The sequence below is a fragment of the Flavobacterium plantiphilum genome, assembly GCF_046000495.1.
Taxonomy (GTDB): domain Bacteria; phylum Bacteroidota; class Bacteroidia; order Flavobacteriales; family Flavobacteriaceae; genus Flavobacterium; species Flavobacterium plantiphilum.
This window is the reverse complement of sequence record NZ_JBELQA010000001.1, coordinates 543,178-568,345: the sequence shown is the minus strand read 5'-3', so window position 1 is coordinate 568,345 and position 25,168 is coordinate 543,178. Positions and strand designations below refer to the sequence as shown.

The 25,168-nt window shown below is 34.3% G+C and carries 18 protein-coding genes; 11 read left to right on the top strand and 7 right to left on the bottom strand.

Features of this window, described 5'->3' with window-relative positions; all coding sequences use genetic code 11:
* Window positions 1-10 precede the first annotated feature (10 nt).
* Together ABS764_RS02390 and lpdA are read left to right on the top strand one after the other, a co-directional pair.
* Window positions 11-1,468: an FAD-dependent monooxygenase gene (locus ABS764_RS02390; RefSeq protein ID WP_408079756.1), complete on the top strand. Its 1,458-nt coding sequence runs from the start codon at window positions 11-13 to the stop codon at window positions 1,466-1,468.
* 202 nt (window positions 1,469-1,670) lie between these two features.
* Window positions 1,671-3,074, top strand: a complete 1,404-nt coding sequence (gene lpdA, locus ABS764_RS02385; RefSeq protein WP_408079578.1) for a dihydrolipoyl dehydrogenase — start codon at window positions 1,671-1,673, stop codon at window positions 3,072-3,074.
* A 66-nt stretch (window positions 3,075-3,140) separates the two neighbouring features.
* On the opposite strand, the gene ABS764_RS02380 is transcribed toward lpdA, so the two are convergent.
* On the bottom strand, window positions 3,141-3,521 hold the full coding sequence (locus ABS764_RS02380; RefSeq protein ID WP_408079576.1) for a DoxX family membrane protein: 381 nt from the start codon (window positions 3,519-3,521) through the stop codon (window positions 3,141-3,143).
* 358 nt (window positions 3,522-3,879) lie between these two features.
* Between ABS764_RS02380 and ABS764_RS02375 the strand changes: the two genes are divergently transcribed.
* Genes ABS764_RS02375 through ABS764_RS02365 form a run of 3 tightly spaced genes read left to right on the top strand, consistent with a single transcriptional unit; the run spans window position 3,880 to window position 8,534 of the window.
* A complete protein-coding gene (locus tag ABS764_RS02375) occupies window positions 3,880-5,166 on the top strand; it encodes an anthranilate synthase component I family protein (protein ID WP_408079574.1) in 1,287 nt (428 codons plus the stop codon).
* An 18-nt stretch (window positions 5,167-5,184) separates the two neighbouring features.
* Window positions 5,185-6,495: a tRNA lysidine(34) synthetase TilS gene (tilS, locus tag ABS764_RS02370; protein ID WP_408079572.1), complete on the top strand. Its 1,311-nt coding sequence runs from the start codon at window positions 5,185-5,187 to the stop codon at window positions 6,493-6,495.
* Window positions 6,495-8,534 carry a protein-disulfide reductase DsbD family protein gene (locus ABS764_RS02365; RefSeq protein WP_408079570.1) on the top strand — a complete coding sequence of 680 codons (2,040 nt, stop codon included), beginning with the start codon at window positions 6,495-6,497 and terminating at the stop codon, window positions 8,532-8,534. The genes tilS and ABS764_RS02365 overlap by 1 nt, the downstream gene beginning before the upstream one ends.
* 142 nt (window positions 8,535-8,676) lie before the next feature.
* Here the strand turns inward: ABS764_RS02365 and ABS764_RS02360 are convergent, their stop codons facing one another.
* Together ABS764_RS02360 and ABS764_RS02355 are read right to left on the bottom strand one after the other, a co-directional pair.
* A complete protein-coding gene (locus ABS764_RS02360; protein WP_408079568.1) occupies window positions 8,677-10,212 on the bottom strand; it encodes a YifB family Mg chelatase-like AAA ATPase in 1,536 nt (511 codons plus the stop codon).
* A gap of 35 nt (window positions 10,213-10,247) precedes the next feature.
* Complete coding sequence (locus ABS764_RS02355; RefSeq protein WP_408079566.1) at window positions 10,248-11,222, bottom strand: Gfo/Idh/MocA family protein; 975 nt, start codon at window positions 11,220-11,222, stop codon at window positions 10,248-10,250.
* A 415-nt stretch (window positions 11,223-11,637) separates the two neighbouring features.
* Between ABS764_RS02355 and ABS764_RS02350 the strand changes: the two genes are divergently transcribed.
* The 6 genes from ABS764_RS02350 to ABS764_RS02325 all read left to right on the top strand — a co-directional run bounded on the left by ABS764_RS02350 (window position 11,638) and on the right by ABS764_RS02325 (window position 18,448).
* The gene (locus tag ABS764_RS02350) at window positions 11,638-13,107 is read left to right on the top strand and encodes a sodium:solute symporter family protein (RefSeq protein WP_408079564.1); all 1,470 of its coding nucleotides are present in this window, start codon (window positions 11,638-11,640) and stop codon (window positions 13,105-13,107) included.
* On the top strand, window positions 13,088-13,522 hold the full coding sequence (locus ABS764_RS02345) for a GNAT family N-acetyltransferase (RefSeq protein ID WP_408079562.1): 435 nt from the start codon (window positions 13,088-13,090) through the stop codon (window positions 13,520-13,522). The genes ABS764_RS02350 and ABS764_RS02345 overlap by 20 nt, the downstream gene beginning before the upstream one ends.
* A gap of 7 nt (window positions 13,523-13,529) precedes the next feature.
* Entirely contained in the window at window positions 13,530-14,702 is a 1,173-nt protein-coding gene (locus tag ABS764_RS02340) for an amidohydrolase (RefSeq protein WP_408079560.1), read from the top strand.
* Window positions 14,674-15,825 carry an alanine racemase gene (alr, locus tag ABS764_RS02335; protein ID WP_408079558.1) on the top strand — a complete coding sequence of 384 codons (1,152 nt, stop codon included), beginning with the start codon at window positions 14,674-14,676 and terminating at the stop codon, window positions 15,823-15,825. The genes ABS764_RS02340 and alr overlap by 29 nt, the downstream gene beginning before the upstream one ends.
* On the top strand, window positions 15,825-16,898 hold the full coding sequence (locus ABS764_RS02330) for an alanine/ornithine racemase family PLP-dependent enzyme (RefSeq protein ID WP_408079556.1): 1,074 nt from the start codon (window positions 15,825-15,827) through the stop codon (window positions 16,896-16,898). Before alr ends, ABS764_RS02330 begins: the two co-directional genes overlap by 1 nt.
* A 245-nt stretch (window positions 16,899-17,143) precedes the next feature.
* Entirely contained in the window at window positions 17,144-18,448 is a 1,305-nt protein-coding gene (locus ABS764_RS02325) for an ammonium transporter (RefSeq protein ID WP_408079554.1), read from the top strand.
* Window positions 18,449-18,540: 92 nt separating this feature from the next.
* Here ABS764_RS02325 and ypfJ read toward each other — a convergent pair whose 3' ends face one another.
* The 4 genes from ypfJ to ABS764_RS02305 form a co-directional block, all read right to left on the bottom strand.
* Window positions 18,541-19,410, bottom strand: a complete 870-nt coding sequence (ypfJ, locus tag ABS764_RS02320) for a KPN_02809 family neutral zinc metallopeptidase (protein ID WP_408079552.1) — start codon at window positions 19,408-19,410, stop codon at window positions 18,541-18,543.
* Window positions 19,411-19,420: 10 nt separating this feature from the next.
* On the bottom strand, window positions 19,421-23,485 hold the full coding sequence (locus ABS764_RS02315; protein WP_408079550.1) for a PAS domain S-box protein: 4,065 nt from the start codon (window positions 23,483-23,485) through the stop codon (window positions 19,421-19,423).
* 114 nt (window positions 23,486-23,599) lie between these two features.
* Window positions 23,600-24,358 (bottom strand): hypothetical protein, encoded by a 759-nt coding sequence (locus tag ABS764_RS02310; protein ID WP_408079548.1) that lies wholly within the window; start codon window positions 24,356-24,358, stop codon window positions 23,600-23,602.
* A gap of 58 nt (window positions 24,359-24,416) precedes the next feature.
* A complete protein-coding gene (locus ABS764_RS02305) occupies window positions 24,417-25,106 on the bottom strand; it encodes an RluA family pseudouridine synthase (RefSeq protein WP_408079546.1) in 690 nt (229 codons plus the stop codon).
* Window positions 25,107-25,168 lie beyond the last annotated feature (62 nt).

The following is a 25,168-nucleotide window of genomic DNA, read 5'->3' as shown; positions in this document are numbered from 1 at the left end:
AGCACAAGAAATGAAAAATCCGGGAACCACAGCAACTCATTGGACTATTTGCAAAGAATGTCAGGGACAAGGTAAAAAAAGCCGGAGAATTGCTAAAAAAGTACGCCTTAGTTATCAAAGGACTTTAGAGCATTTTGAAAAATCAAACAAAGCAGGGACGCCTCCTGTTCCTCCAAAAGCACACCTTGATTCCTGCATTAATTGTGCAGGATCGGGTTTGATTGCTGCTGTAAATCCACCCCAGGAAGATAATACTTATCCTCGTGTTGCTATTATTGGCGGCGGAATAGGAGGAATAGCACTTGCGGTAGCTTGTTTACACCGCGGAATTCCCTTTACAATTTATGAACGGGACAGTGGTTTTGACAGCAGATCTCAGGGATATGGACTCACCTTGCAGCAAGCCAGTAAAGCAATTGAGGGCTTGGGGATTTTTTCGTTAGAAGCCGGTGTTATTTCTACACGACATTTGGTTCATACCACTGATGGAAAAGTCATAGGAGAATGGGGAATGAGAAAATGGATGCAGTCAGATATAAAAAAAACACCTAAACGAACTAACATACACATTGCAAGACAGTCGCTACGATTGGCCTTGCTGGAGCAGCTTGGCGGTCAGGACAAGATACATTGGGGATACAATTTAATTGATTGTAAGGAAACTGAAAATAATACGGTTGCTTTGAGATTTGAAGTAAACGGTGTGGTAAAAAACGCTCAGGCAGATCTTGTGGTTGGAGCCGATGGTATCCGTAGTGCGGTGCGAAAACTGATCATTGGGGAGGATGAGACCCCTTTGCGTTACTTAGGTTGTATTGTGATTTTAGGTATTTGTCCATTGAAAGCTTTGGATGGTGTTGATAGTTCTTTGCTGGATTCGGCCACAGTATTTCAAACAGCTAATGGAAATGAGCGCATTTATGTCATGCCTTATTCAGAAGATTCTGTGATGTGGCAGCTTAGTTTTCCATTGTCTGAAAAAGAGGCTAAGAAACTGAGTACTCAGGGACCGAAAGCGTTAAAGCGAGAAGCCTGTAAAAGAACACAATGGCATAATCCTGTTCCTCAGATTGTAGCTGCCACTCAGGAGGATCTGATATCAGGTTATCCTGTTTATGACCGCAAATTACCTGATGCTGAATTATTAAAGAAATCCGCAAAAGTGACACTTATTGGTGATGCAGCCCATCCTATGAGTCCCTTTAAAGGACAAGGGGCAAATCAGGCATTACTTGATGCTCTGGCGTTGGCACGAGCAATAGGAAAAGGATGTAAGCCTGCTTCAAACTGGCGGGAAACAGGAATACGAAAACGTGTTTTAGATGATTTTGAATCAGAAATGTTAGCCCGCAGTGCAGTTAAAGTACATTATTCTGCTGAAGCTGCACAATTTTTACATTCGGAAACCGTACTTCATAAAGCTGATGAACCCAGAGGAAGAAGTTTAAGAAAAAATGATAATCTGTAATTTGTCTAAATGGGCAGTTTCATTTTTTGAATTAAAAAGAATCCAGTTTATTTTGACTTTTTATTAGTTTAACAGACAAGCTTCTTTTTTAAATCAGATACAAAAACCTAACAAAATATCTTATTTTTTGAACTTTAAACAAAACTTAATTCCTTATTTTTGCTCTTCGACATTTTAAAAAATAAATAAAAAACAATATACTATGAATTCATTTGACGTAGTCGTTATAGGTTCTGGACCTGGAGGATATGTATCAGCGATTCGTTGTGCGCAACTAGGCTTCAAAACAGCTATTATCGAAAAATATTCCACACTTGGAGGAACTTGTCTTAATGTAGGTTGTATTCCTTCCAAAGCTTTATTGGCTTCTTCACATCATTATGCAGAAATTGCTCATTTTGCTGATCACGGAATCGAAGTTTCAGGAGAAGTAAAAGTTAATTTAGAGAAAATGATTGCCCGTAAAAAAGCAGTTGTTGATCAGACTTCCGGTGGAATTAACTATTTGATGGACAAAAATAAGATTACGGTTTTTGAAGGATTAGGTTCTTTTGTAGATGCTACTCATGTTGCTGTTGCAAAAGCTGACGGAACATCAGAGACAATTGAAGCTAAACATACTATTATTGCAACGGGTTCTAAGCCATCTTCTTTGCCTTTTATTAAAATTGACAAAGAAAGAATCATTACTTCTACAGAAGCTTTAAGTTTGACAGAAGTGCCTAAACACCTTGTGATTATTGGTGGTGGAGTTATTGGTATCGAGTTAGGACAAGTATATTTACGTCTTGGAGCTCAGGTTTCAGTTGTGGAATTCATGGACAGAATTATTCCTGGAATGGATGCTTCTTTGTCTAAAGAACTGACAAAAGTGTTGAAAAAACAAGGTATGAAATTCTATACTTCTCATAAAGTACAATCAGTAGAAAGAGCTGGTGATGTAGTGACTGTGAAAGCAGAAAATGCAAAAGGTGAAGTAATTACACTGGAAGGAGATTATTCCTTGGTTTCTGTTGGTCGTCGTCCTTATACAGATGGATTGAATGCTGAAGCAGCTGGTGTTAAAATCACAGAAAGAGGTCAAGTTGAAGTAAACGATCATTTACAAACTTCGGCTTCTAATATTTACGCTATCGGTGATGTGGTACGTGGTGCGATGTTAGCTCACAAAGCAGAAGAAGAAGGAACTATGGTTGCTGAAATCTTAGCGGGTCAAAAACCACATATTGATTATAATTTAATTCCGGGAGTAGTTTATACCTGGCCGGAAGTTGCAGCTGTGGGACAAACAGAAGAACAATTAAAAGCGGCTGGAGTAGCATATAAATCAGGAAGTTTTCCATTCAAAGCATTAGGACGTGCAAGAGCAAGTGCTGATTTAGATGGTTTTGTGAAAATTCTTGCTGATGCGAAAACAGATGAAGTTTTAGGTATTCATATGATTGGTGCAAGAACAGCTGATTTAATTGCTGAAGCGGTTGTAGCAATGGAATACAAAGCATCGGCTGAAGATATTTCGAGAATGTCTCACGCACATCCTACATTTGCGGAAGCGGTAAAAGAAGCGGCATTAGCAGCAACTGACAACAGAGCAATACACGTTTAAAATATACGTTTTTATAAAACAGAAACCCGTCTCATTTTTAACGAGACGGGTTTCTTGTTTTTATATTTAACCATTCATTTTAAATAATCCTTTATAATTTTCCCAATGACTGTAAATCAGAAAAATATTGGCTAGAAAAATACCAATTGCAATGGGTAAATTTTCAGGGGTTAAAAAGTAATTAATCAGTAAAATATTGATGATTACCGGAAAAATAATAATATTAGCCAAAGTGGTGAATTTTCCTGTCACAAAGGATAAACCACAAAGTAATTCAATGCTTTTGGCTAAAGGTATCAGATAAGTTGATGCTACAAGACCAACCTGAAATGCTTTAAAGTCTCCTGTAGATGCAGGTTCTGGATTCAGGTGTAAAAAATAACTAACCGAAGTAAAGAGAAATAATATCCCTAGCAGAGAACGAACAATAAGGGTTGCGATTTTCATGATATATAGGTTTATGGGTTAACAAATCAAAAAATATCTGTTGCGGTCTGACACCTCCATTCTTCGTATAATCTCTCCCTAAATAACCGTGCAAATTAGAAAAACTACAATATTGAGATGTAATAACAAGTCAAAATACAGGTCTTGTTTTCATCTTATTGTAAATTTACAAAAAAAAGAACTGGTTTTTTCTTTTTTAAATAATTATTATTTATTAAAATGTTAATTTGATAATGAATCTATTTTGTAAGTTGCTTTTTATTGCAACAAACAAAATATTTTACTAAATGCTTTAAGCTGTTTGACAAATAAAATAAGTCGGGTTTTTATTGTAATTTTACTTTTTTAAAAAATTACTTTGAGAACATCTTTTATACAAGACATAACGCAGCTCGCTGATTTCAAAAAACAGCTTTTACTATGGTCACAACAATTTAGAGAAGTGACTTTTATGGATAGTAATGAATATCAGCAGGACTATTCTAATTATGATTGGATTCTGGCCGTTGATGCTTTTACAGCTATAAAAACAGATTATTTTAATGCTTTTGAAGATTTAAAACAGTACCAGCAAACCAGCAGAGACTGGATTTTTGGTTATTTATCCTATGATTTAAAAAATGATACAGAAAATTTAAAATCTGATAATTTTGATGGATTGGAATTTCCTGATCTGTTTTTTTTTCAGCCTAAAAAACTTTTTCTGGCTAAAGGAAACCAACTCGAAATTAAATATTTAAATTTTTGTGATGATGAATTTGAAGCCGATTGGGAAGAAATCAAATCAGTTACAATTGATTTAGAAAAATTGGATTTGGATGTTCATATTCAACAACGAATTTCAGCGGAAGCTTATCGTGAAAAAGTATCTAAAATGCTTCAATATATTCATCACGGGGATTTGTATGAGGCTAATTTTTGTATGGAATTCTATGCCGAAAAAGCATATATTGAGCCTGTTAAAACTTTTTTAAGACTCAATGAAATTTCAAAGCCACCATTTGCCGTGTTTTTTAAAAATCACAAGCAATTTTTACTGTCGGCTTCGCCGGAACGTTATTTGAAAAAAGTAGGTGATGTATTGATTTCCCAACCTATAAAAGGAACAGCGAAACGCTCTTTGGATCCAATAGAAGATGAAGAATCCAAAAATAGATTAGCTGCTGATGCTAAAGAACGTGCCGAAAACATTATGATAACCGATTTGGTTCGCAACGATTTATCACATACAGCACAAAAAGGTTCGGTGCAGGTGACGGAATTATGTGGTATATATTCGTTCCTGCAGGTGCACCAAATAATTTCAACAATCACTTCAAAACTGGATACGCAATATACTGCTGTTGATGCTTTAAGGTATACTTTTCCAATGGGAAGTATGACGGGAGCGCCTAAGATTTCGGTGATGAAAATTATTGAAGAACTGGAAGAAACAAAAAGAGGTTTGTACAGTGGAGCTGTGGGTTATTTTACTCCTGAAGGTGATTTTGACTTTAACGTCGTAATTCGGAGTATTTTATACAATCAGCAGAATCAGTATTTATCGTTTTCAGTAGGAAGTGCCATCACTTCACTCTCTGTTCCTGAAAAGGAATACGAAGAATGTTTGCTAAAAGCCAAAGCAATGTTTGAAGTTTTGAAATAAATTTATAATTTTTAATCCATGCTTGAAAGACTCAAAATACATCTGAATAAAAATTTTCCTTTTTTGGAAAACAGCAAATTATTACTGGCAGTAAGTGGCGGAATTGACAGTATGGTTTTAGTTCATTTATTACATCAGTTAAAATACTCTATTGGATTGTGTCACTGTAACTTTCAATTACGTGGATTAGAAAGTTTTGGAGATCAGGATTTTATTCGTCAATATGCTGATGCAAATGAAATTCCACTTTTTTTAACTCAGTTTGATACCGAAGCATTTGCGATTGATTACAAGCTTTCGACTCAAATTGCAGCCCGTGAATTGCGTTATAATTGGTTTTATGAATTGCTGGAAACAGAAAATTATGATTACATTTTAACTGCTCATCATGCTGATGATAATATAGAAACCTTTTTGATTAACCTGAGTCGGGGAACCGGTTTAGAAGGGTTAATTGGAATTCCGACCCGGAATAATAAAATTATCCGTCCGCTTTTGCCTTTTACAAGAGCGGAAATTGACCACTATGCGAAGGAAAATACTATTCAGTGGCGGGAAGACAGCAGTAATGCCTCCGATAAATATTTGCGTAATAAAATCAGACATCATCTAGTTCCTTTGCTAAAAGAACTCAATCCGAAGTTTATCGATTCTTTTCAAAAAACGCAGTCTTATTTAAAAGAATCTCAGGAATTAGTTGAAGACGCGAGTATTATGGTGTATCAGCAGGTTGCAAAAGAAGATGAAGAAATGATTATTTTTGATTTAAAGCAATTGTTACGACTGCCTAATTATAAATCGTATTTGTATCAGTGGTTGCATGAATTTGGTTTTACAGCCTGGGAGGATGTATATGCTTTGGTAGAAAGTCAGTCAGGAAAACAGGTTTTTTCGCCTCATTACAGGCTATTAAAGGACAGAGAATCCTTAATTTTGAGTGCTTTGCTAATAGATAAACCAGAACAGTTCTTTTTTGTAGAAAAAAATGTTACAGAAGTTAATATTCCCTTAAATCTTGCTTTTTGCAAAGTAGACGACATTTCAGCTGCATCAAATTCAGTTATATTTGTGGACGAAGATAAATTAGTTTATCCATTGGTTTTAAAAAAATGGGAGGAAGGTGATTCTTTTCAGCCGTTTGGGATGAATGGGAAGTCTAAAAAACTGAGTAAACTTTTTAAAGACGAAAAATTATCTTTATTAGAAAAAGAAAATTGCTGGGTTTTATGGTCCGGAAATCAAATTGTATGGGTAATAGGTATCCGACAGGATGAGCGGTTCAGGACGGATGATTCCACACAAAATATATTAAAAATAGCTTTGCAATAATGAAAAAACTAGTATTTATTCTTACCGCTTTTTTGGTTTTTACCAATGTAAATTCTCAAATTCTGGATCCAGTTAAATGGACTACCAAAATAGAACAGAAATCAGAAGGTGTTTTTGTATTGACTTTTAATGCGGTAATTGAGAAAGACTGGCACATGTATTCGCAGTTTACTCCCGATGGAGGACCACTGGCTATGGAAGTTGTTTTTAAAAATCAGAAAGGAAATTTTAATTTAATTGGCAAAGCCAAAGAGAGCAAAACAAAAACTGCTTACAACGATATTTTTGAGGTAGACGAAACTTTTTTTGAAGGAAAAGCTCAAATTAAGCAAGAAATTAAATTGACTAACTCAAAGTTAAATAAGGTTGAAGTGGAACTTAATTACCAAGTATGTAAAGAAGTGTGTATCAATCAGTCTAAGAAATTTACTTTTCAGATTCCTGCTGCTAAAACCGCAGTTGTTGCACCCATAAAAAAGGATAGTATTAAAGATAGTTCTGTTGCAAATGAAAAGCGTGTCGATACGATCAAAACAGACTCGGTTGTGCCAAGTCTTGGTGAAAGTAATGTAGCAGAAGCTGTTGAAAAAGTGACTTTGCCCGAAAGTGTACCAAATGCTCCAAGGAGTTTATGGTCAGTATTTCTGGTTGCTTTTTTATTTGGTTTTACGGCTTTGCTGACTCCTTGTGTGTTTCCAATGATTCCCATGACGGTGAGTTTCTTCACCAAACAAAGTAAAACCAAAGCGGCAGGAATTAGAAATGCTGTTATTTATGGCATTTCAATTATAGTAATTTATGTTTCGCTGGGTTTTTTAGTATCATGGATATTTGGAGCTGATGCTTTAAATGCATTATCCACGAATGTGTGGTTTAATATTGGATTCTTTATCTTATTAGTGATTTTTGCAGCTTCTTTTTTAGGTGCTTTCGAAATTATGCTGCCTAATTCCTGGGCTAATAAAGTAGACAATCAGGCAGACAAAGGTGGGATTGTAGGCATTTTGTTTATGGCTTTGGCTTTAGCTATTGTTTCATTTTCATGTACAGGACCTATTGTTGGTTCTTTATTGGTTGAAGCTGCCACAAACGGTGTTATAGGGCCAATTGTTGGAATGTTTGGATTTTCATTGGCATTAGCTTTACCATTTATGCTGTTTGCTTTATTTCCGGGTTGGTTGAATTCGTTACCAAAATCAGGAGGCTGGCTGAATACCGTAAAAGTGTTTTTAGGATTTTTAGAATTGGCTTTGGCTTTTAAATTTTTATCGAATGCTGATTTGGTTTTACAATTGCATTTGTTAGAAAGAGAAGTTTTCTTAGCCATTTGGATCGCTATTTTTGGAACTTTGGCATTGTATTTATTTGGGAAAATAACCTTACCGCACGATAGTCCGTTGACACATATTTCCGTCGGACGATTAGGAATGGGATTGTTGGTTTTAACTTTTACCATTTATTTAATTCCGGGACTTTGGGGAGCACCTTTGAAAATAATCAGCGCATTTCCTCCGCCAATGCAATACAGCGAAAGCCCAATGGGACTAGGTGATTCTAACGTAAGCAATACTAAAATGGATTTACCGGATGGAGCAAAAATAGGTCCGCATGGGATAGTAGTTTTTGAAGATTATCAGTCCGGTTTGGCTTATGCTAGAAAAGTAAATAAACCCATTATGCTTGATTTTACAGGTTATGCCTGTGTAAATTGCAGAAAGATGGAAAACAATGTGTGGTCTGACGCCAGTGTTTTACCTATTTTGAATAACGAAATTGTGCTGATTTCACTTTATGTGGATGACAAAAGAGAATTACCAAAAGCACAGCAATTTATTTCTCCTACAACAGGTTCAGAAATTGAAACGATAGGCGATAAATGGACTGATTTTATGATTTCTAAATACAAAACCAATACGCAGCCTTTGTATGTATTGACTGATTTAGAAGGAAACAGTTTGAATACCGCAAAACCAACAATTAGTTATGTGGGTGTTAAGGAATATTACAACTGGCTGAAAGCGGGGATAGCGAAGTTCTAATTTAATTGTGCTCCGCAAAGTCTCCGAATTTGAGGATGCGTTTGTCAGTCTCTGACTGACATAAAATTCAAATTACTGCGGTTAAAAACCGCAAATCACTACCTCAAAGTCGGAGACTTTGCGGAGCAATATACTAAATTAACTACCCCAACCAGCCATCACGATCTAAACTTCTGTATTGAATCGCTTCGGCAATGTGATGGGATGCGACAGCTTCGGAAGCTTCTAAGTCTGCAATAGTACGGGCTACTTTCAAAATCCTGTCGTATGCCCGGGCTGAAAGATTCAAGCGTTCCATAGCGTTTTTCAGTAATGATTTTGATTCATCATTTAAAACACAATATTCCCGAATGTGTTTAGTACTCATTTGAGCATTGTAATGGATGTTATTCATCTTTTCGAATCTCTCTGATTGAATTTCACGCGCTGCTGTTACCCGTTTGCGAATGTTCATACTGTTTTCCGCTTTTTGATTGTCGGATAGTTTTTCGAAAGGAACGGGAGTTACTTCAATATGAATATCAATCCGGTCCAGTAAAGGTCCTGAAATTTTACTTAAATAGCGTTGCATTTCATAAGGCGAAGCGGTTTGGGCAGCACTCGGATCATTAAAAAAGCCACTCGGACTTGGATTCATACTGGCAACCAGCATGAATGAAGAAGGATAAGTAACCGTAAATTTGGCTCTGGAAATCGTTACTTCCCGATCTTCCAGCGGCTGACGCATTACTTCAAGAACATCTCGCTTGAATTCCGGTAATTCATCCAGAAACAAAACCCCATTATGCGCCATAGAAATTTCTCCGGGCTGCGGATAGCTGCCGCCGCCTACAAGGGCTACATTTGAAATAGTATGATGCGGACTGCGAAAAGGTCTTTGATTCATCAGACCAACTTCTTTTAATTTGCCGGCAACACTATGGATTTTGGTAGTTTCTAAAGCTTCGTGTAAAGTCATTGGCGGAAGAATACTGGGTAAACGCTTGGCCAGCATGGTTTTTCCTGCTCCCGGAGGACCAATTAAAATAATATTATGTCCGCCAGCAGCGGCAATTTCCATACATCTTTTAATGCTTTCTTGGCCCTTGACATCTGAAAAATCAAATTCAGGAAAATCCAAATCTTTGTAAAATTCGGCGCGGGTATCAATATGTGTGGGTTCTAAATTACCGTTTCCTTCGAAGAAATCAATTATTTCCTGTACATTTTCAATGCCATATACATTTAAATCTTTAACAATTGCAGCTTCTTTGACATTTTGCTTAGGAAGAAAAAAACCTTTAAAACCTTCTTCTTTGGCTTTAATGGCAATTGGTAAAGCACCGCGAATAGGCTGTAGGCTACCGTCTAATGATAATTCGCCCATGATAATGTATTTGTCAATTTCGTCTCCCTTAATTTGTCCGGAAGCAACGAGAATACCTAATGCAAGTGTTAAGTCGTATGCAGAACCTTCTTTTCGTAAATCGGCGGGAGCCATATTGATGGTTATTTTTTTACCGGGCAGTGAATAACCATTATTTTTTAAAGCTGCAGCAATACGATAACTACTTTCTTTGATTGCGTTATCCGGTAGACCTACCAAATGATAACCTACACCTTTGTCTATGTTTACTTCAACAGTTATTGTTGTGGCTTCTACACCAAAAACGGCGCTTCCAAATACTTTTATTAACATAAAATGGTATTATAAAATGATTAGCTGAGCTTAAATTAGAATTGTAATCCTATTTGATTTTTTACTTCTTCAACAATTTTCATGAGTTCTAAACTGTTTTTATGTGACCATAAATTACTTTTGGGAGCGTTATTTTTAATGCATTCATGGCATTCTTCAATTTCATAAAGGTATCCCATTTCCTGGGTTGGAAACTCAAAAATAGTTTTGACATCATCTTTTATCAGTGTATAAGATTCTGCCATATGCCACATAGAATTCAGATTAATTCGCCCTTTAGTTCCGCTTATAGTGGCTTCTACATTAGAAGTATGTGAAATTCCGGAATATAATACCGCTTGTGCTTCTTTGTATTGCAAAATCATAGCAGTTTGTGTATCTACTCCAGAGGAATGAAAAATGGATTTTGCATAAATATTTTCAGGAATTCCCAACAGGGTGTAAGCAAGAAATAACGGGTAAACTCCAATATCCATTAAGGAACCGCCACCTGTTTTTAAATCAAACATTCTGCTGCCTTTTTTTTCTTCAGCATAGAACGCAAAATCAGCATTGATGTACCGAATACTTCCTATTTCTCCCTGTTTTATTTTTGCGAAAGCCGCTCTGAAAGAAGGATTAAATCTGGTCCAGAAAGCTTCCATGAAAAATTTATTGTATTTAACTGCAGTAGCAATCATTTTTTCGGCATCTTCATACCGTAGTGCAATTGGTTTTTCACACAATACATGCTTGTTTTTTTCTAATGCTTTTATAGTAAGTTCTGCATGAGAATCATGTGGAGTTGCAATATAAAGAATGTCAATGTTGTTGTCATTCAGAATAGCTTCATAAGAATCATAAACTTTTGGGCACTGATAGGTTTTTGCAAAAGCCACAGCATTCTCTTTACTTCTGGATGCTACTGCTACGAGTCGGGCTTCTCGTACTAATTGTAATTCTTTTACAAACAGATGTGCAATATTTCCAAGACCTACTATTCCCCAATTGATTATGTTTTTGTCTTTCATTGTTTTTATAAATTAAGATACTTTTTTGCTTTCAGAATTAATGATACTGATGCGGGAATTTTTTTGTAGTATAATTTTTTAAAAATAGTGAATTTTAAAATACAAAAGACAGAATATTAGTGAGTTTTGAATAAAAAAATAATAGTTAAGTAATGTATTTTAAGGGATAATAATGATTTCTTAACCAAGCCGGAATTGAATAAATGTTATTTTTTTGGATGTTTTTCCTATATTTGCATTCGTTAATTGATTTTTAAACGGCAAAAACTGATTTTTCTATCGTTTTTTTTAGCCTTTTCGAATGTTTCATTATTCCTGAAATAATTTTAAAAATCACCTTTTGTAGCATGCTACATCTTTGCCTTTTGGAAAAATTCCTTGTACAGGCTTTTAATAATCTTGAAAATTAAAAAAAATGCACATAATAGATTATGTAATCTTTTTTGTTTATATGCTGACTATGCTGGGAGTTGGTGTATATTTCTTTAAAAAAAACAAAACAGCTGAAGATTTTTATGTAAGCGGGAGAACAATGAGCAGTTGGCATATTGGATTATCAGTAGTTGCCACTGATGTAGGAGGAGGATTTTCTATCGGTTTGGGAGGTTTAGGATTTACCATGGGATTATCGGGTTCCTGGATGTTATTTACGGGTGTACTGGGAGCCTGGCTGAGTGCAGTGTTTTTAATCCCCACCATCAGCAGGCTGGGACATCAGCATAAGTTTTTTACGTTTCCTCAAATTTTTAGTCACTTTTATAATGGAAAAGTGGCATTCCTGGCAGGAATTATATCCGCAATTGGTTATGTAGGTTTTACCAGTTCTCAGGTTTTGGCTGGAGCCAAATTAGCTTCGGCGACAATTCCTGAATTAGATATTCAGACGGCATTGATTGTCATGGGAGTTATTGCAGTAGCATATACTTCAATAGGCGGTTTAAAAGCAGTTATTTATACCGATACTGTTCAGTGGTTGATCCTTATTGGAGGATTGGTTTTTATTGGAATACCGGTAGCCTATAATGCGGTAGGTGGTTATGATGCTATCAAAAGCACTCTGGCTCCGGAGTATTTATCAATGTCAAATGTTTCTGTTTACCAAATTATAAACTGGTCGGTTACTATTATTCCTATTTGGTTTGTAGGGATGACTTTATACCAGCGGATTTATGCCAGTAAAGGAGAAAAAGAAGCCAAAAAAGCCTGGTTGATAGCAGGTGTTTTTGAATGGCCAATAATGGCTTTTATGGGAGTTATATTAGGTATGCTTGCTAAAGTTGCTGCCTCTCAGGGAATGTTTGACGGAATTACTGATGCAGCAACTATGGATAGTGAAATGGGATTACCTGTTTTATTAGCTACTATTCTGCCGGTGGGGTTAATGGGGCTGATGTTATCTTCCTATTTTTCGGCAATACTTTCTACAGCTGACAGTTGCCTGATGGCTGCTTCGGGAAATATTGTGACTGATATCATGGCTAAGTTTTCTAAAAAAGCACTCACTCATAAAAAAGAGTTACAGCTTTCGCAAATAGTTACTTTGCTCGTGGGATTATTTGCCATTTTATTAGCATCCCAAATGCAAAATGTATTGGAACTGATGCTTTATTCGTATGCTTTTATGGTTTCGGGCTTATTTATCCCGGTTTTAGGAGCTTTATTTTGGAAAAAAAGCCATCCTGTTGCAGCATTCTGGAGTATGTTGTCAGGCGGGGCAGTTACAATTTTGCTGATAATTACAAAAAATGAGTTACCTTTAGGAATCAGGCTTTCTAAAAATCTGGATGCCAACATTTATGGAATAAGTATTTCACTTATTTTATTTATTCTATTATCAATTTATCATAATAATAAACAATTACAAAATGGACTTCAAAATAATTAATTATATATCAGGAGAAGATAAAATTTATTCTAATCAGGCTGTCGCTGAGTTTCTCTATACTCATCTGGAACAATATGGCGACAAAACAGAAGATATTCTAAAATGTATTGATTACGTGATGAATCCGGAAAAAGGAGGGAATATTATACTGGGGATTGATGACCACCGGATTGTAGGGGCTGTGATTTTAAACAATACCGGTATGCAGGGATTTATTCCTGAAAATATACTGGTTTATATTGCAGTCGATAACAGCCTGCGCGGTAAAGGATACGGTAAAAGTTTAATGCAAAAAGCGATTTCTATTGCCGAAGGTGATATTGCACTACATGTTGAACCGGATAATCCGGCCCGAAAGCTTTATGAAAAATTAGGATTTACAAATAAATATTTAGAAATGCGTTTCATTAAATAAAGCAAAAATGGAATCTTTCAATCAGTATCTGGATACCGTAATTTCATTTCGTAAAGAATTGCACCGGCATCCTGAAGTTTCCGGAAAAGAAGTTGCAACAGCAAACAGAATTGTTTCTTTTTTAAAACAATTTCCACCCGATGAAATGATCACTGCTATTGGAGGAACCGGAATTATTGCTGCTTACAACGGCGAAAAACCAGGCAAAACTGTATTATTTCGTTGTGAACTGGATGCCTTACCTATTGAAGAAATAAACAATTTTGAGCACCGTTCTGTACATAAAGCAGTTTCACATAAATGTGGTCATGACGGGCATATGGCTATTTTATGCGGTTTAGCCATAAAATTACATTTAAAAAGACCGGATACAGGCGCTGTATTTTTATTATTTCAACCTTCGGAAGAGGATGGAAGCGGTGCGCAAAAAGTGCTTTCAGATACGAAATTCAAATCCATTAATCCGGATTATGTTTTTGCTTTACACAATTTACCAGCTTATCCTAAGAATCAGATTGTGGTAAAAAACAACACCTTTACCTGTGCCGTAAACAGTATTATTATAAAATTAAAAGGAATTACAGCGCACGCTGCTGAACCCGAAAAAGGAATTAATCCTGCACAGGCAATTGCAGCAATACTTTCAGCATACAATAAATACAGTCAGCCTGACAGCAAGAAACCTAAATACTGTATTATTACTCCTGTACATATCCGGATGGGTAAAAAAGCTTATGGTGTGTCGGCTGGAGCAGGAGAGATTCATTTTACAGTAAGAAGTGACAGCAGTGTGGAAATGAAAAATATTGCGGGTTATTTAGAAGAAAAAGCCAGAAGTATTGCTGATGAATATAAACTGGGTATAAGTATAAAGTGGGTTCAGACTTTTGAAGCTAATGAAAATAATAGTACTGCGGTTGATTTAGTCCGAGTAGCTGCAAATTCTAATTGTTTGGCGCTTTTAGAAAAGAAAACTCCGTTTAGCTGGGGAGAAGATTTTGGACTATTTACACAAAAATACAAAGGTGCCATGTTTGGGATAGGCATAGGTAAAGAAAAGCCGGCGCTACATAATCCCGATTATGATTTTGAGGATGAGATTTTACAAACAGGTATAAGTATTTTTCATCATATAAGTAAACAAATTACAGATGCAGACAAATTCAATTATAGAACTTAGCCGTTCAGCATATCAAAATAACATAACATTTTTGAAACAATTATTTGGAAAAAAGAGAATTCTTTCTTCAGTTGTTAAAGGGAATGCTTATGGTCATGGAATATCCGAATTTGTTGTGATGGCATCTGAATGCGGGATTAATCATTTTTCAGTTTTTGATACTGATGAAGCAAGGCAGGTTCATGCTGTTTTATCTGATAAAGTCACTATTTTAATCATGGGATTCATCAGTGAAGAAGATTTGTCGTGGATTATTCAAAATGATATTGAGTTTTTTGTTTTTGATAAAAAAAGGCTTGTCAGTGCTGTAAGAGTGGCTAAAAAGCTGAATAAAAAAGCCATTGTACATATTGAAACTGAAACCGGAATGAACAGAACCGGATTTGAAAAATCAGAATTAAAAGAGGTAATTGCAATTTTGAAAAAAGAAGCAGAGAATCTTATTTTTAAAGGACTTTGTACACATTATGCCGGAGCCGAAAGTATTGCTAATTATTACAGAGTTGAAAAGCAAATCAAATATTTTGACGAAATTTATCACTATTTAATAAAAAATGAATTAAAGCCCGAAATGGTACATTCTGCCTGTTCAGCAGCAGCAATAATGTTTCCTGAAACAAGAATGAATCTGGTTAGGATAGGAATTATGCAATATGGATTATGGCCCAGTCAGGAAGTATTTGTTGCTTATCTGAATACTAAAAAAATAAAACAGGATCCTTTACGCCGCATCATAACCTGGAAAAGTTCAGTAATGAGTATTAAAAAAGTAAAAACAGGTGATTTTGTAGGTTATGGAACGAGTTTTATGGCTAAAAAGAACATGAAAATTGCAGTAATTCCTATTGGTTATGCCCACGGATACAGCAGATCCTTAAGTAATCACGGTCGCATACTTGTACAGGGACAACGCTGTATGGTAGTAGGACTGGTTACTATGAATATGGTAGCGGTAGATGTTACAGATATTAAAAGTATTAAAAAAGAAGAAGAAGTGGTTTTAATAGGCAATCAAAATGATCTGGCTATAACCATTGCTTCATTTTGTGATTACAGCAACCAACTCAATTATGAATTATTAACCCGAATCTCGAAAACGATTCCCCGAAAAATTACTGACTGATGGCATTTGTAAAATTATATAGAAAAAAATTAGAAGAAAATTATCAATTTCTGGATACTATTTTTAAATCAAGAGCAATCAATTGGGGAGTAGTATCTAAAATGTTATGTGGTAATGAAATATATTTAAAAGAAATTATTGCTTTAGGAGTCAAAGAAATTCATGATTCCCGGGTTAGCAACTTAAGAAAGATTAAATCCTTAAATCCGGATATTCAGACAGTTTATATTAAGCCGCCAGCTAAAAGAAGTATCGAAAGCATTGTTCGCTATGCGGATGTGAGTTTCAATACGGAATTCTACACCATTCAAATGCTTTCTGAAGAAGCTATAAAGCAGCATAAAACCCATAAAATTATCATTATGATTGAAATGGGGGATTTACGTGAAGGGGTTATGGGAGAAGAATTAGTTGAGTTTTACGGATCTATTTTAAGTTTACCCAACATTGAAATCCGCGGTATAGGAACCAATCTCAATTGTCTGAGCGGTGTTATGCCTACTCAGGATAAGTTGATTCAGTTGAGTTTATACAAACAGCTTATCGAAGCTAAATTTAATATTGAAATCCCGTGGGTTTCTGGAGGAACTTCTGTTGCGGTTCCGTTAATTTTAAAAAATGCACGTCCTATGGCTGTGAATCATTTTCGAATTGGAGAAGCTCTATTCTTTGGAAAAGACCTCTTTACCGGAGATACTATTGAAGGAATGCATAATGATGTTTTTAAATTATTTGCTGAAATTATTGAAATTACCGAAAAGCCCGATACTCCCACCGGAGAATTAGGAGAAAATGTAGCAGGAAATACTTATTCGATGGAACAAACAGAAGATTTTAGCAGTACTTCGCTAAGAGCTATTCTGGATGTTGGTTTGTTAGATATGCAGCCACAGTATCTTATCCCTGAAGATGACGAGATAACTATTATTGATGCCAGTTCAGACATGCTGGTGATCGATATCAGTCATTCTAAGAAAAACTACCAGATAGGAGAACTTATTTCTTTTAATTTAAAATATATGGGCGCACTTTACTTATTAAATTCTGATTATATCGATAAAACGATTGAGTAAAAATTAATTCTGTGAGTTTTTATTGTAAAATAATGAATGAGATTTTCTTTTTAATGAGGTTATAGATGACTTTGGTAAAAGGTAATTTTAACAAATCGTTATTTTTTGAATCTTTTATAGCTTGTACCCTTAAATTTTTAGGGGGTAAACTAAATTAATAATAAAAATTAAAATATTTCGGGTTGAATTTTACGGGGGTTGTTAATCATTTTATATTTTTGGCGAAAATTTAAACCAAAAAAATAATGAGAAAAATCAGTTTAAGTGTTATAATGATTGCGTTATTGGTCATTACACTATTTTCAAGTTTTATTTTAACACCAAATACAGTTCCATCAGAGGCTCCGGTTTTTGATACAGGAGATACTGCCTGGATGATTGTTGCTACGGCATTAGTATTAATAATGACTCCAGGATTAGGTTTCTTTTACGGAGGTATGGTAGGTAAAAAAAATGTTATTAGTACGATGTTACAAAGTTTTGTAGCGATGATTATTGTAACAATATTATGGGTTGTTATTGGTTTTAGTTTGTCTTTTGGTACTTCTTACAATGGATTAATTGGTGATCCGACGGAATTTTTTATGTTTCAGAATGTAAACATTAATACTGCCTGGGGAACAATTCCTTTTATGCTTTTTGCTTTATTTCAGGCTAAATTTGCGATTATCACACCGGCTTTAATTACTGGTGCTTTTGCTGAGAGAGTACGTTTTTGGGCATATATTTTATTCATGGTATTATTTATTCTGTTTATTTATACGCCTTTATGTCACATGACCTGGCATTCAGACGGATATTTCTTTAAAATGGGAGTACTTGATTTTGCAGGAGGTACTGTAGTACACATGAGTGCCGGATGGGCAGCTCTTGCGGGTGCAATGTTTTTAGGAAAAAGAAAAGTACAAAAAGTAAATCCTGCCCGTATCACTTACGTTTTATTAGGTACTGCTTTATTGTGGTTTGGATGGTTTGGTTTTAACGCAGGTTCTGCATTAGCATCTAATGGTTTAGCAGTTCAGGCTTTAGGTACAACAACTGTTGCTGCTGCTGCTGCCGGAATGGCATGGGTATTTATGGATAAAATTTTAGGTCATAAATTATCAGCTATGGGAGCTTGTATAGGTACTGTTGTAGGTTTAGTTGCGATTACTCCTGCTGCTGGTTTTGTAAGCATACCTCACGCTATCTTTATTGGATTATTTAGTAGTGTGGTGAGTAATTTTATGGTTAGCAAATTTCCAAAAGGAAAAATTGATGATGCATTGGATGTATTTGCCTGTCACGGTGTAGGCGGAATGGTTGGAATGTTGTTAACAGGAGTTTTTGCTTCAAAAGCTATAAATCCTGCAGTTACTGATCAGGGACTTATTTTTGGTGAGTCTACTTTGTTTATCAATCAGTTTACAGCTTTAATTATGGTATCTGTATTTGCATTTGTAGGTTCTTATTTCTTGTTTTTTGTTGTAAATAAAATTACTCCTCTAAGAGTAACTGAAGATAAAGAAGAATTAGGTCTGGATATCTCTCAACACGGAGAATACTTATAACAATACGCTATAAAAAGATTTTTAATAAAAAAATAGCTTAACTGGATAATCAGTTAAGCTATTTTTTTTATTTGGGAAAATGAAAGTTTAATTCAATAAAGTCCTAATTCTTCAAATGTATTTCCTTGTTTGATATCTCCTGATCTATACCCCTTCATAAACCAGTATTTACGCTGTACAGAAGTCCCGTGTGTAAAAGATTCAGGAACAATATGGCCCTGCATTTTAGCCTGAATGGCATCATCTCCCACGGCATGCGCAGCACTCAAAGCCTCGTCAATATCACCATCTTCCAGTATATTGTTCATTTGCTGGTTGTAATGCGTCCAGACACCGGCATAAAAATCAGCCTGTAATTCCAGAGCGACGGATAATTTATTGGCTTCCGCTTTGCTTTTTCCTTGCTGCATCTGTCTCATTTTTGCAGATGTTCCTAATAACGTCTGAACATGATGTCCTATCTCATGAGCAATCACATAAGCAGTGGTAAAATCGCCTCCCTGCGCTCCAAATTTTGTTTTCAGTTCTTCAAAAAAAGTCAAATCCATATAAACTTTCTGATCGCCCGGACAATAAAAAGGACCTGAAGCAGAAGAAGCATTTCCACAAGCAGTTTGTACTGCTCCGTTAAATAATACAATATTAGGATTTTTGAATTGAAGATTGTTTTCTTCAAAAATTTTAGACCATACATCTTCATTGTCAGCAAGAATTGTTTTTACAAATGCCTGTTCTTCTAATTCTGCTGCTGTTAAATCTCTTTGTTCAGTAGTGTTTTGATTTTGTCCCTGATTTAGCTGTTCTAGTACAGGAGTAATCATTTGCGCATTTTCGCCTCCAAAAACGTTTATTAATAAAATAATAATTCCCAGGATTCCTCCTCCTACGATTGTTTTACCGCCCGATGACATTCCTCTGCGGTCTTCAACATTGCCGCTTTGTCTTCTTCCTTTCCATTTCATACTATTATATTTAGTTTGTAACAATCCATTTTGTTAATGTTTTTTCAATAATTCCTTTAATTATGGGTTTAGAAATATAATCATTCATTTCCATTTCCAAGCACTTGTTTTTTTCCTCTTTTTCTGTTCCGGCGGTAATGGCTATAATAGGAGTGTTTTTTCCTAATGGTAATTTCCGGATGGCTTCTGTTGCTTCATAACCATTCATTACCGGCATTTGAATATCCATAAAAATAATATTTGGAACAATGCTTTCAAACTGACTTACGGCTTCAAGTCCGTTGGAGGCTTCGAAAATTGTAGCTTTAGGAAGTGTGTTTTTTATTATTGTTTTTAATAACAACATATTTATTTTATTGTCTTCAACAAGTAAAATTTTAAGCTTTTCCAAATCAGGATTACTTTCAAATAATTGAATTGTTTCAGTATTTAAGGATGGTTTGGTAATCACAATGTTTGTCAGCAGTTGATCACTTGTTTTAAGATTGATATCAAAATAAAAACAGCTTCCTTTTCCGGGTTCACTTTTTAATTTTAAACGGCTGTCCATTAAGTTTAATAATTTGTTCGAAATCGTTAATCCTAAACCTGTTCCACCAAATTTTTTAGTTGTCGAACTGTCTTCCTGTGAAAAAGCTTTGAATATTTTTTTCTGATTTTGTTCCAGGATTCCAATTCCGGTATCTATTACAGAAAAACGAATTTTAGTTTCTGTATCGCTCTGTATTTCTTTTACCTCAATATTTAATTTTACGCTTCCTTTTTCGGTAAATTTAACGGCATTAGATAATAAATTAATTAGAATCTGTTTGATTCTGACAATATCAATCCATAAATAAGCAGGAACCTGTGTGTCAATATTTAAATCTAATTGTAATTTTTTTTGATTGGCTTCAAATTGAATCAAATCAATAACCTGTTCCATCAGTTCTCTTATAGGCTGTTTTTCAATATGTAATTCTAACTTTCCGGCTTCAATCTTTGAAAAATCCAGAATGTCATTTACAATTTCGAGTAAAGTATGTGCCGACTGATTGACTGTAATCATATGTTTTTCCTGTATATCATCCAGTTTTGTTTTCATCAATAAATCAGTAAACCCAATAATTCCATTGAGAGGCGTTCGGATTTCATGGCTCATATTAGCTAAGAATTCTGATTTTGCTTTATTTGCTGTTTCAGCATATTCTTTTGCTTTAATAGCTTTTTCAGCATCTTTACGCTTACTGATATCCAGCATAATTCCTTCAATGTATTTGATTTCACCGTTTTTTACCACAGTATCTATAAATTCATCAATCCAGACAATATTTCCTTCCTTGTTGATGATGCGATATGTAATATGAAAAGCTTCCAGTTTGGATAATTTTGAGCTGGATTTTAACAGTGTTCTTTCGAGATCTTCGGGATGAATTAAATCTTTAAACCGGATTCTTTTCTTTAGAAAATCTTCTTTTGGATATCCCGTTAGTTTTTCAATCTCATCATTCAAATAAATTTTAGTGAAATCCTCATCATTTTCAGATAAATAAACTGTTCCCGGAATGTTATTGGCTAATAAACGAAACTTTTCTTCACTTTCATTAATCGCTATTTCGTTTTCTATTCGCTCGACAGAAGATCCGATATTCATTGCCAGAGTCTGTAAAATCTGGATTTCATCATCAGCCCATTTACGGTCTTCATTTAAATCATTTAATCCCAGAAAACCATAAAATTTGTTTTTTACAAACACCGGAAAAAGTATTAATGAAACGGCTTTCAAAGCTTGCAGTTTTTCTTTTAACGACGCATCTTCTATTTTCGAAACAACACTTAAATAAGCTTTGTTTTCGATAGTTTCCGGATTGAAATTTCCAAAAAACGAATAAGGTAAATCTTGATAGGCTGGATTTAATTCAGATAAACTTTCATTAGGAGCAGTCCAATGGTATTTTTGGCTGACAGTTTGATTTACCGGATTATTCAGATAGAAAAAACTGCGATATGCTTTGGTTGATTTTCCAATAATAACTAACAGTTCCGTAAAAATCGCATCAATGCTTTTTACATTCAAAAAACGTTCTGTACATAAGTTCATTGCCGAAAGCAACTCACTTTTATAAGTCAGTTTTTGCTCGACTTCGAGTCTTCTTTTTGATTCAAAAGCTATGGTAATACTATCAGCAATTGATCGGGCAAAATTAATATCTTCATTATCCCACTGTTTAATGCTTTCGGTGGTTTCAATACACAATATCCCAATCAGATCCCCATTCATAAAAACAGGTGTATCTATCATCGAATAAATATTGTATTTTTCCAGATAATCAGTCTGCAACTCTTTTGTTAAAGGGTTATTTTTAACATCAGATGCGACTAAAGGCATCTTACTTTCAATAGATTTAAAATATGCAGGATAGGAATCTTTGCTTAAAACATAACCTTCTGAAAATTCATTAGTTTTTAAATTATACAATTGAAGACAAGTAATTTTATCTTCCTGATACTGCCAGTAACTTACCCTGTTAGCTCTAATGGTTTTAGTGGTGTTTTCCAGTATAAGCCTCAGTTTTGTTTCCAGGGTTTCATGAATGGAATAACTTTTAGCAGTAAATTGTTTTAGATTTTCATTGTATTTTTTGTTTTTTTCTTCTCTTCTTTGTTTTTCAAGTTCAATATTTTTAAAGAAAGTAATATCCCGGCCAATACTAGAATAACCTTTTATTTTGGCTGCATCGTTACGGCTGATCATTACTTTTTGTGCTACCCAGACAATTTCTCCGTTTTTTTTCAGAAACGGAATTTCATGTATTGGAAATTCAGAAACATTTTCTGTACCGTTATTATAATATACACTTAGCTTTTTTATAAAATCTTTACGGATAAAATGAGAATAATGATGATTTAAAATTTCTTTTTCATCATATTCCAGAGTTTTTAAAGTATAGTCGTTTGCAAAAATAATATTTCCGTCTAAATCAATTTCATAGATAAAATCCTGGGCATTCTGAATTAAGTTTTTATACTGATTCTGAATATGAATTTCATTAGTAATATCCTGTCCGATTCCAATAATTAAATCGTCTGAAAACTGTTTGTTTTTCCATTGGATAAATTTAAAATCACCATTTTTATCTTTTATTTTTCTAACAAAAATTTTGTCATTAATCTGACTTTCAAAGGATTCTTTTGAAGTTTTTTCGGGGTTTTCGGTCAGATCATAATAACCATAACCCAGAATTTCTTCCATTTTATAACCTAAAATTTCTTCGACATTTTCACTACAGAAAACAATTCTGTTTTCCTTGTTTTTTGCCATTATCAATGAGTTTCCTTTATGAATAATCTGATTATTGAATTGAAACTTATTATTGATATCCTGAATAGAAATATGACGGATGAAGTTGATAAAAATAACAATTAAGGTGTAATTGAAAACTACCGTTATGTTGTTTAACGGTGCTAATTTTAATAAAGAAATTGTAATTAGAAAGCCTAAAGAAAACAGGATAAATAACCCGTAAAGTTTCAATGGTTTTATAATATTATAAGAGAAATAGATGAAAAGTAAAAAACTTAAAAAAGGAATATTATCATGGGATAAATACACTAAATTTTTACATACATTAAAGAAAGCCAGTAAAAATATAACTCTGAATATCTTTTTTATGTTTTTGAAAATAAAGTCAGATTTTGAGCTTAAATAAGCAATTCCTATTAAGATAAAAGAGATAGTCAGGTTAGTAACTAACATACTTTTAGGTCTTATTTTAAAAAATTCGAAAGTTAATTCTAAAATTAAAACAATGATTCCCAGAAAAAGAAAATGAAGCTGAAATTCTTTATTTTCAGAATTTTGAGGAGTAAAGTTCTTCATGAACTTATTTCCCAAAGCATACTTAATCCGGTGAAATTTATAGATTAGTAAAAAAATGATGAAAAAGACAAACGGAACCACTGTGCGATAAAGATTTTTATCAATGGGTAACTGGTCTATAATGTCAAACATTTTTATAGCTAAAGAATTTTGGGTACCACCAAAGCTACTATTTTCGATTAAGACTGTTAATATAGAGCTATCAAATGGGGTCATATTTTCTATAATTAAAAAATGTGTGATTTTAACAAAACTATGATGTTATTTTTTGCTAAAATTAACAATATTAAAAATAAAAAGTAATCCTTTTAGTGAAAATAATATGGATAATTAGCGATTAAACCCTATAATTGAACTATAAATTGCATAATGCATCGAATATAAAAAGGGAAGGGTAAAAAATAATCCAATGAAAAATATGAAAAATCCGGTAATACAAAATAAGTAGGCCATAATTAAAAGCCCCAAAAGAAGTAAAGGTTGTTTTAATGTGAGATTAATACTGGTTCTTATCGATTCCATTGCACTATAATTACTAAATATAATGAGCGGAACCGTTAATACAGTAAGTACAGATATACTAACTGAAGCTAACATTCCTAATGCCGGAATTCCCGCTGCTTCCATGATAAATGAAATTCCGGTGCTGCTGATTGAGATGATAAGTGTAACTAAAAACAATTCTTTAAAATAAGTCCATTTGTAATATCCGAAAATAGTTGAAACGTGGAATTCTTCATCTTTTTGTGCACAATGTGCCATTTTGATAAAACCTGCAAAAAGGGGATGCATCATACAGCCTAACAAAGTCATACTAATGATATAAGCTGTTATAAATTCATCGGAGAAGTTTTTAGGATCTAAATTTTCAGGCTTTTGTATTAATTCCTGAAAATTTGCTAAACCATAAGTGTAGTGAAGGATGATGATTGCCAGGATTATAAATAATGCAGTACCAACCAAAAACAGCGAACCAGCATAAATGGCAATTTTTTTATAATTTTCAAAAGCAAGATTAAAAACAGTTTCAAAAGTTAAAGGATAACCATTTTTTTGTAAGTTCTCAATGTATTCTCTGTTTGATTTCATAGTAGGATATTATAAAGTAAATCTAAGATCTTTTAATTGTTATACTGTAAAAAGCAGACTATACTGCGTTCCAGATTACATCGTCAGGAACCGGAGCAAGAATGTTCAGCGTTTCTTTAGAAACCGGATGTATAAAAACTAATTTTCGGGCATGCAGATGGATTCCGCCATCAGGATTACTGCGATCAAACCCGTATTTTAAATCCCCTTTTATAGGACTGCCAATAGCGGAAAGCTGCGCTCTGATTTGATGATGACGGCCGGTATGTAAGTTAATTTCAAGTGCAAAATAATTGTTGAGTTCTCTGATTATCTGATAATCCAGACTCGCCATTTTGCTGTCGGGAACTTCTTTTAAGTACGCTTTGGAAGTATTGTTTTTCTCGTTTCTTTTAATATAATGCACCAGTTTAGCTGCTTTTTCCGAAGGTTTGTTTTTTACAACTGCCCAGTAGGTTTTTTGAGTTTCTCTGTTTTTAAATAAGTCATTTAGTCGTGTAAGGGCTTTGCTGGTTCTGGCAAAAACAACTATTCCTGTAGTAGGCCGGTCTAAGCGGTGAACTACTCCCAGAAAAACTTCGCCTGGTTTATTGTATTTTTGTTTGATATATTCCTTAACCACTTCGCTCAGCGGTTTATCACCAGTTTTATCTCCCTGAACAATATCGCCAACACGCTTGTTTATTACAATAATATGATTGTCTTCATGCAATACCTGAAGGTTGTTTTTATTTGAAAGTACTTTCATTAATAGGTTTTAGTTTAAATGCAAAAATAACGGTTTTATGAAACTATTCTGATAAAAAGAAA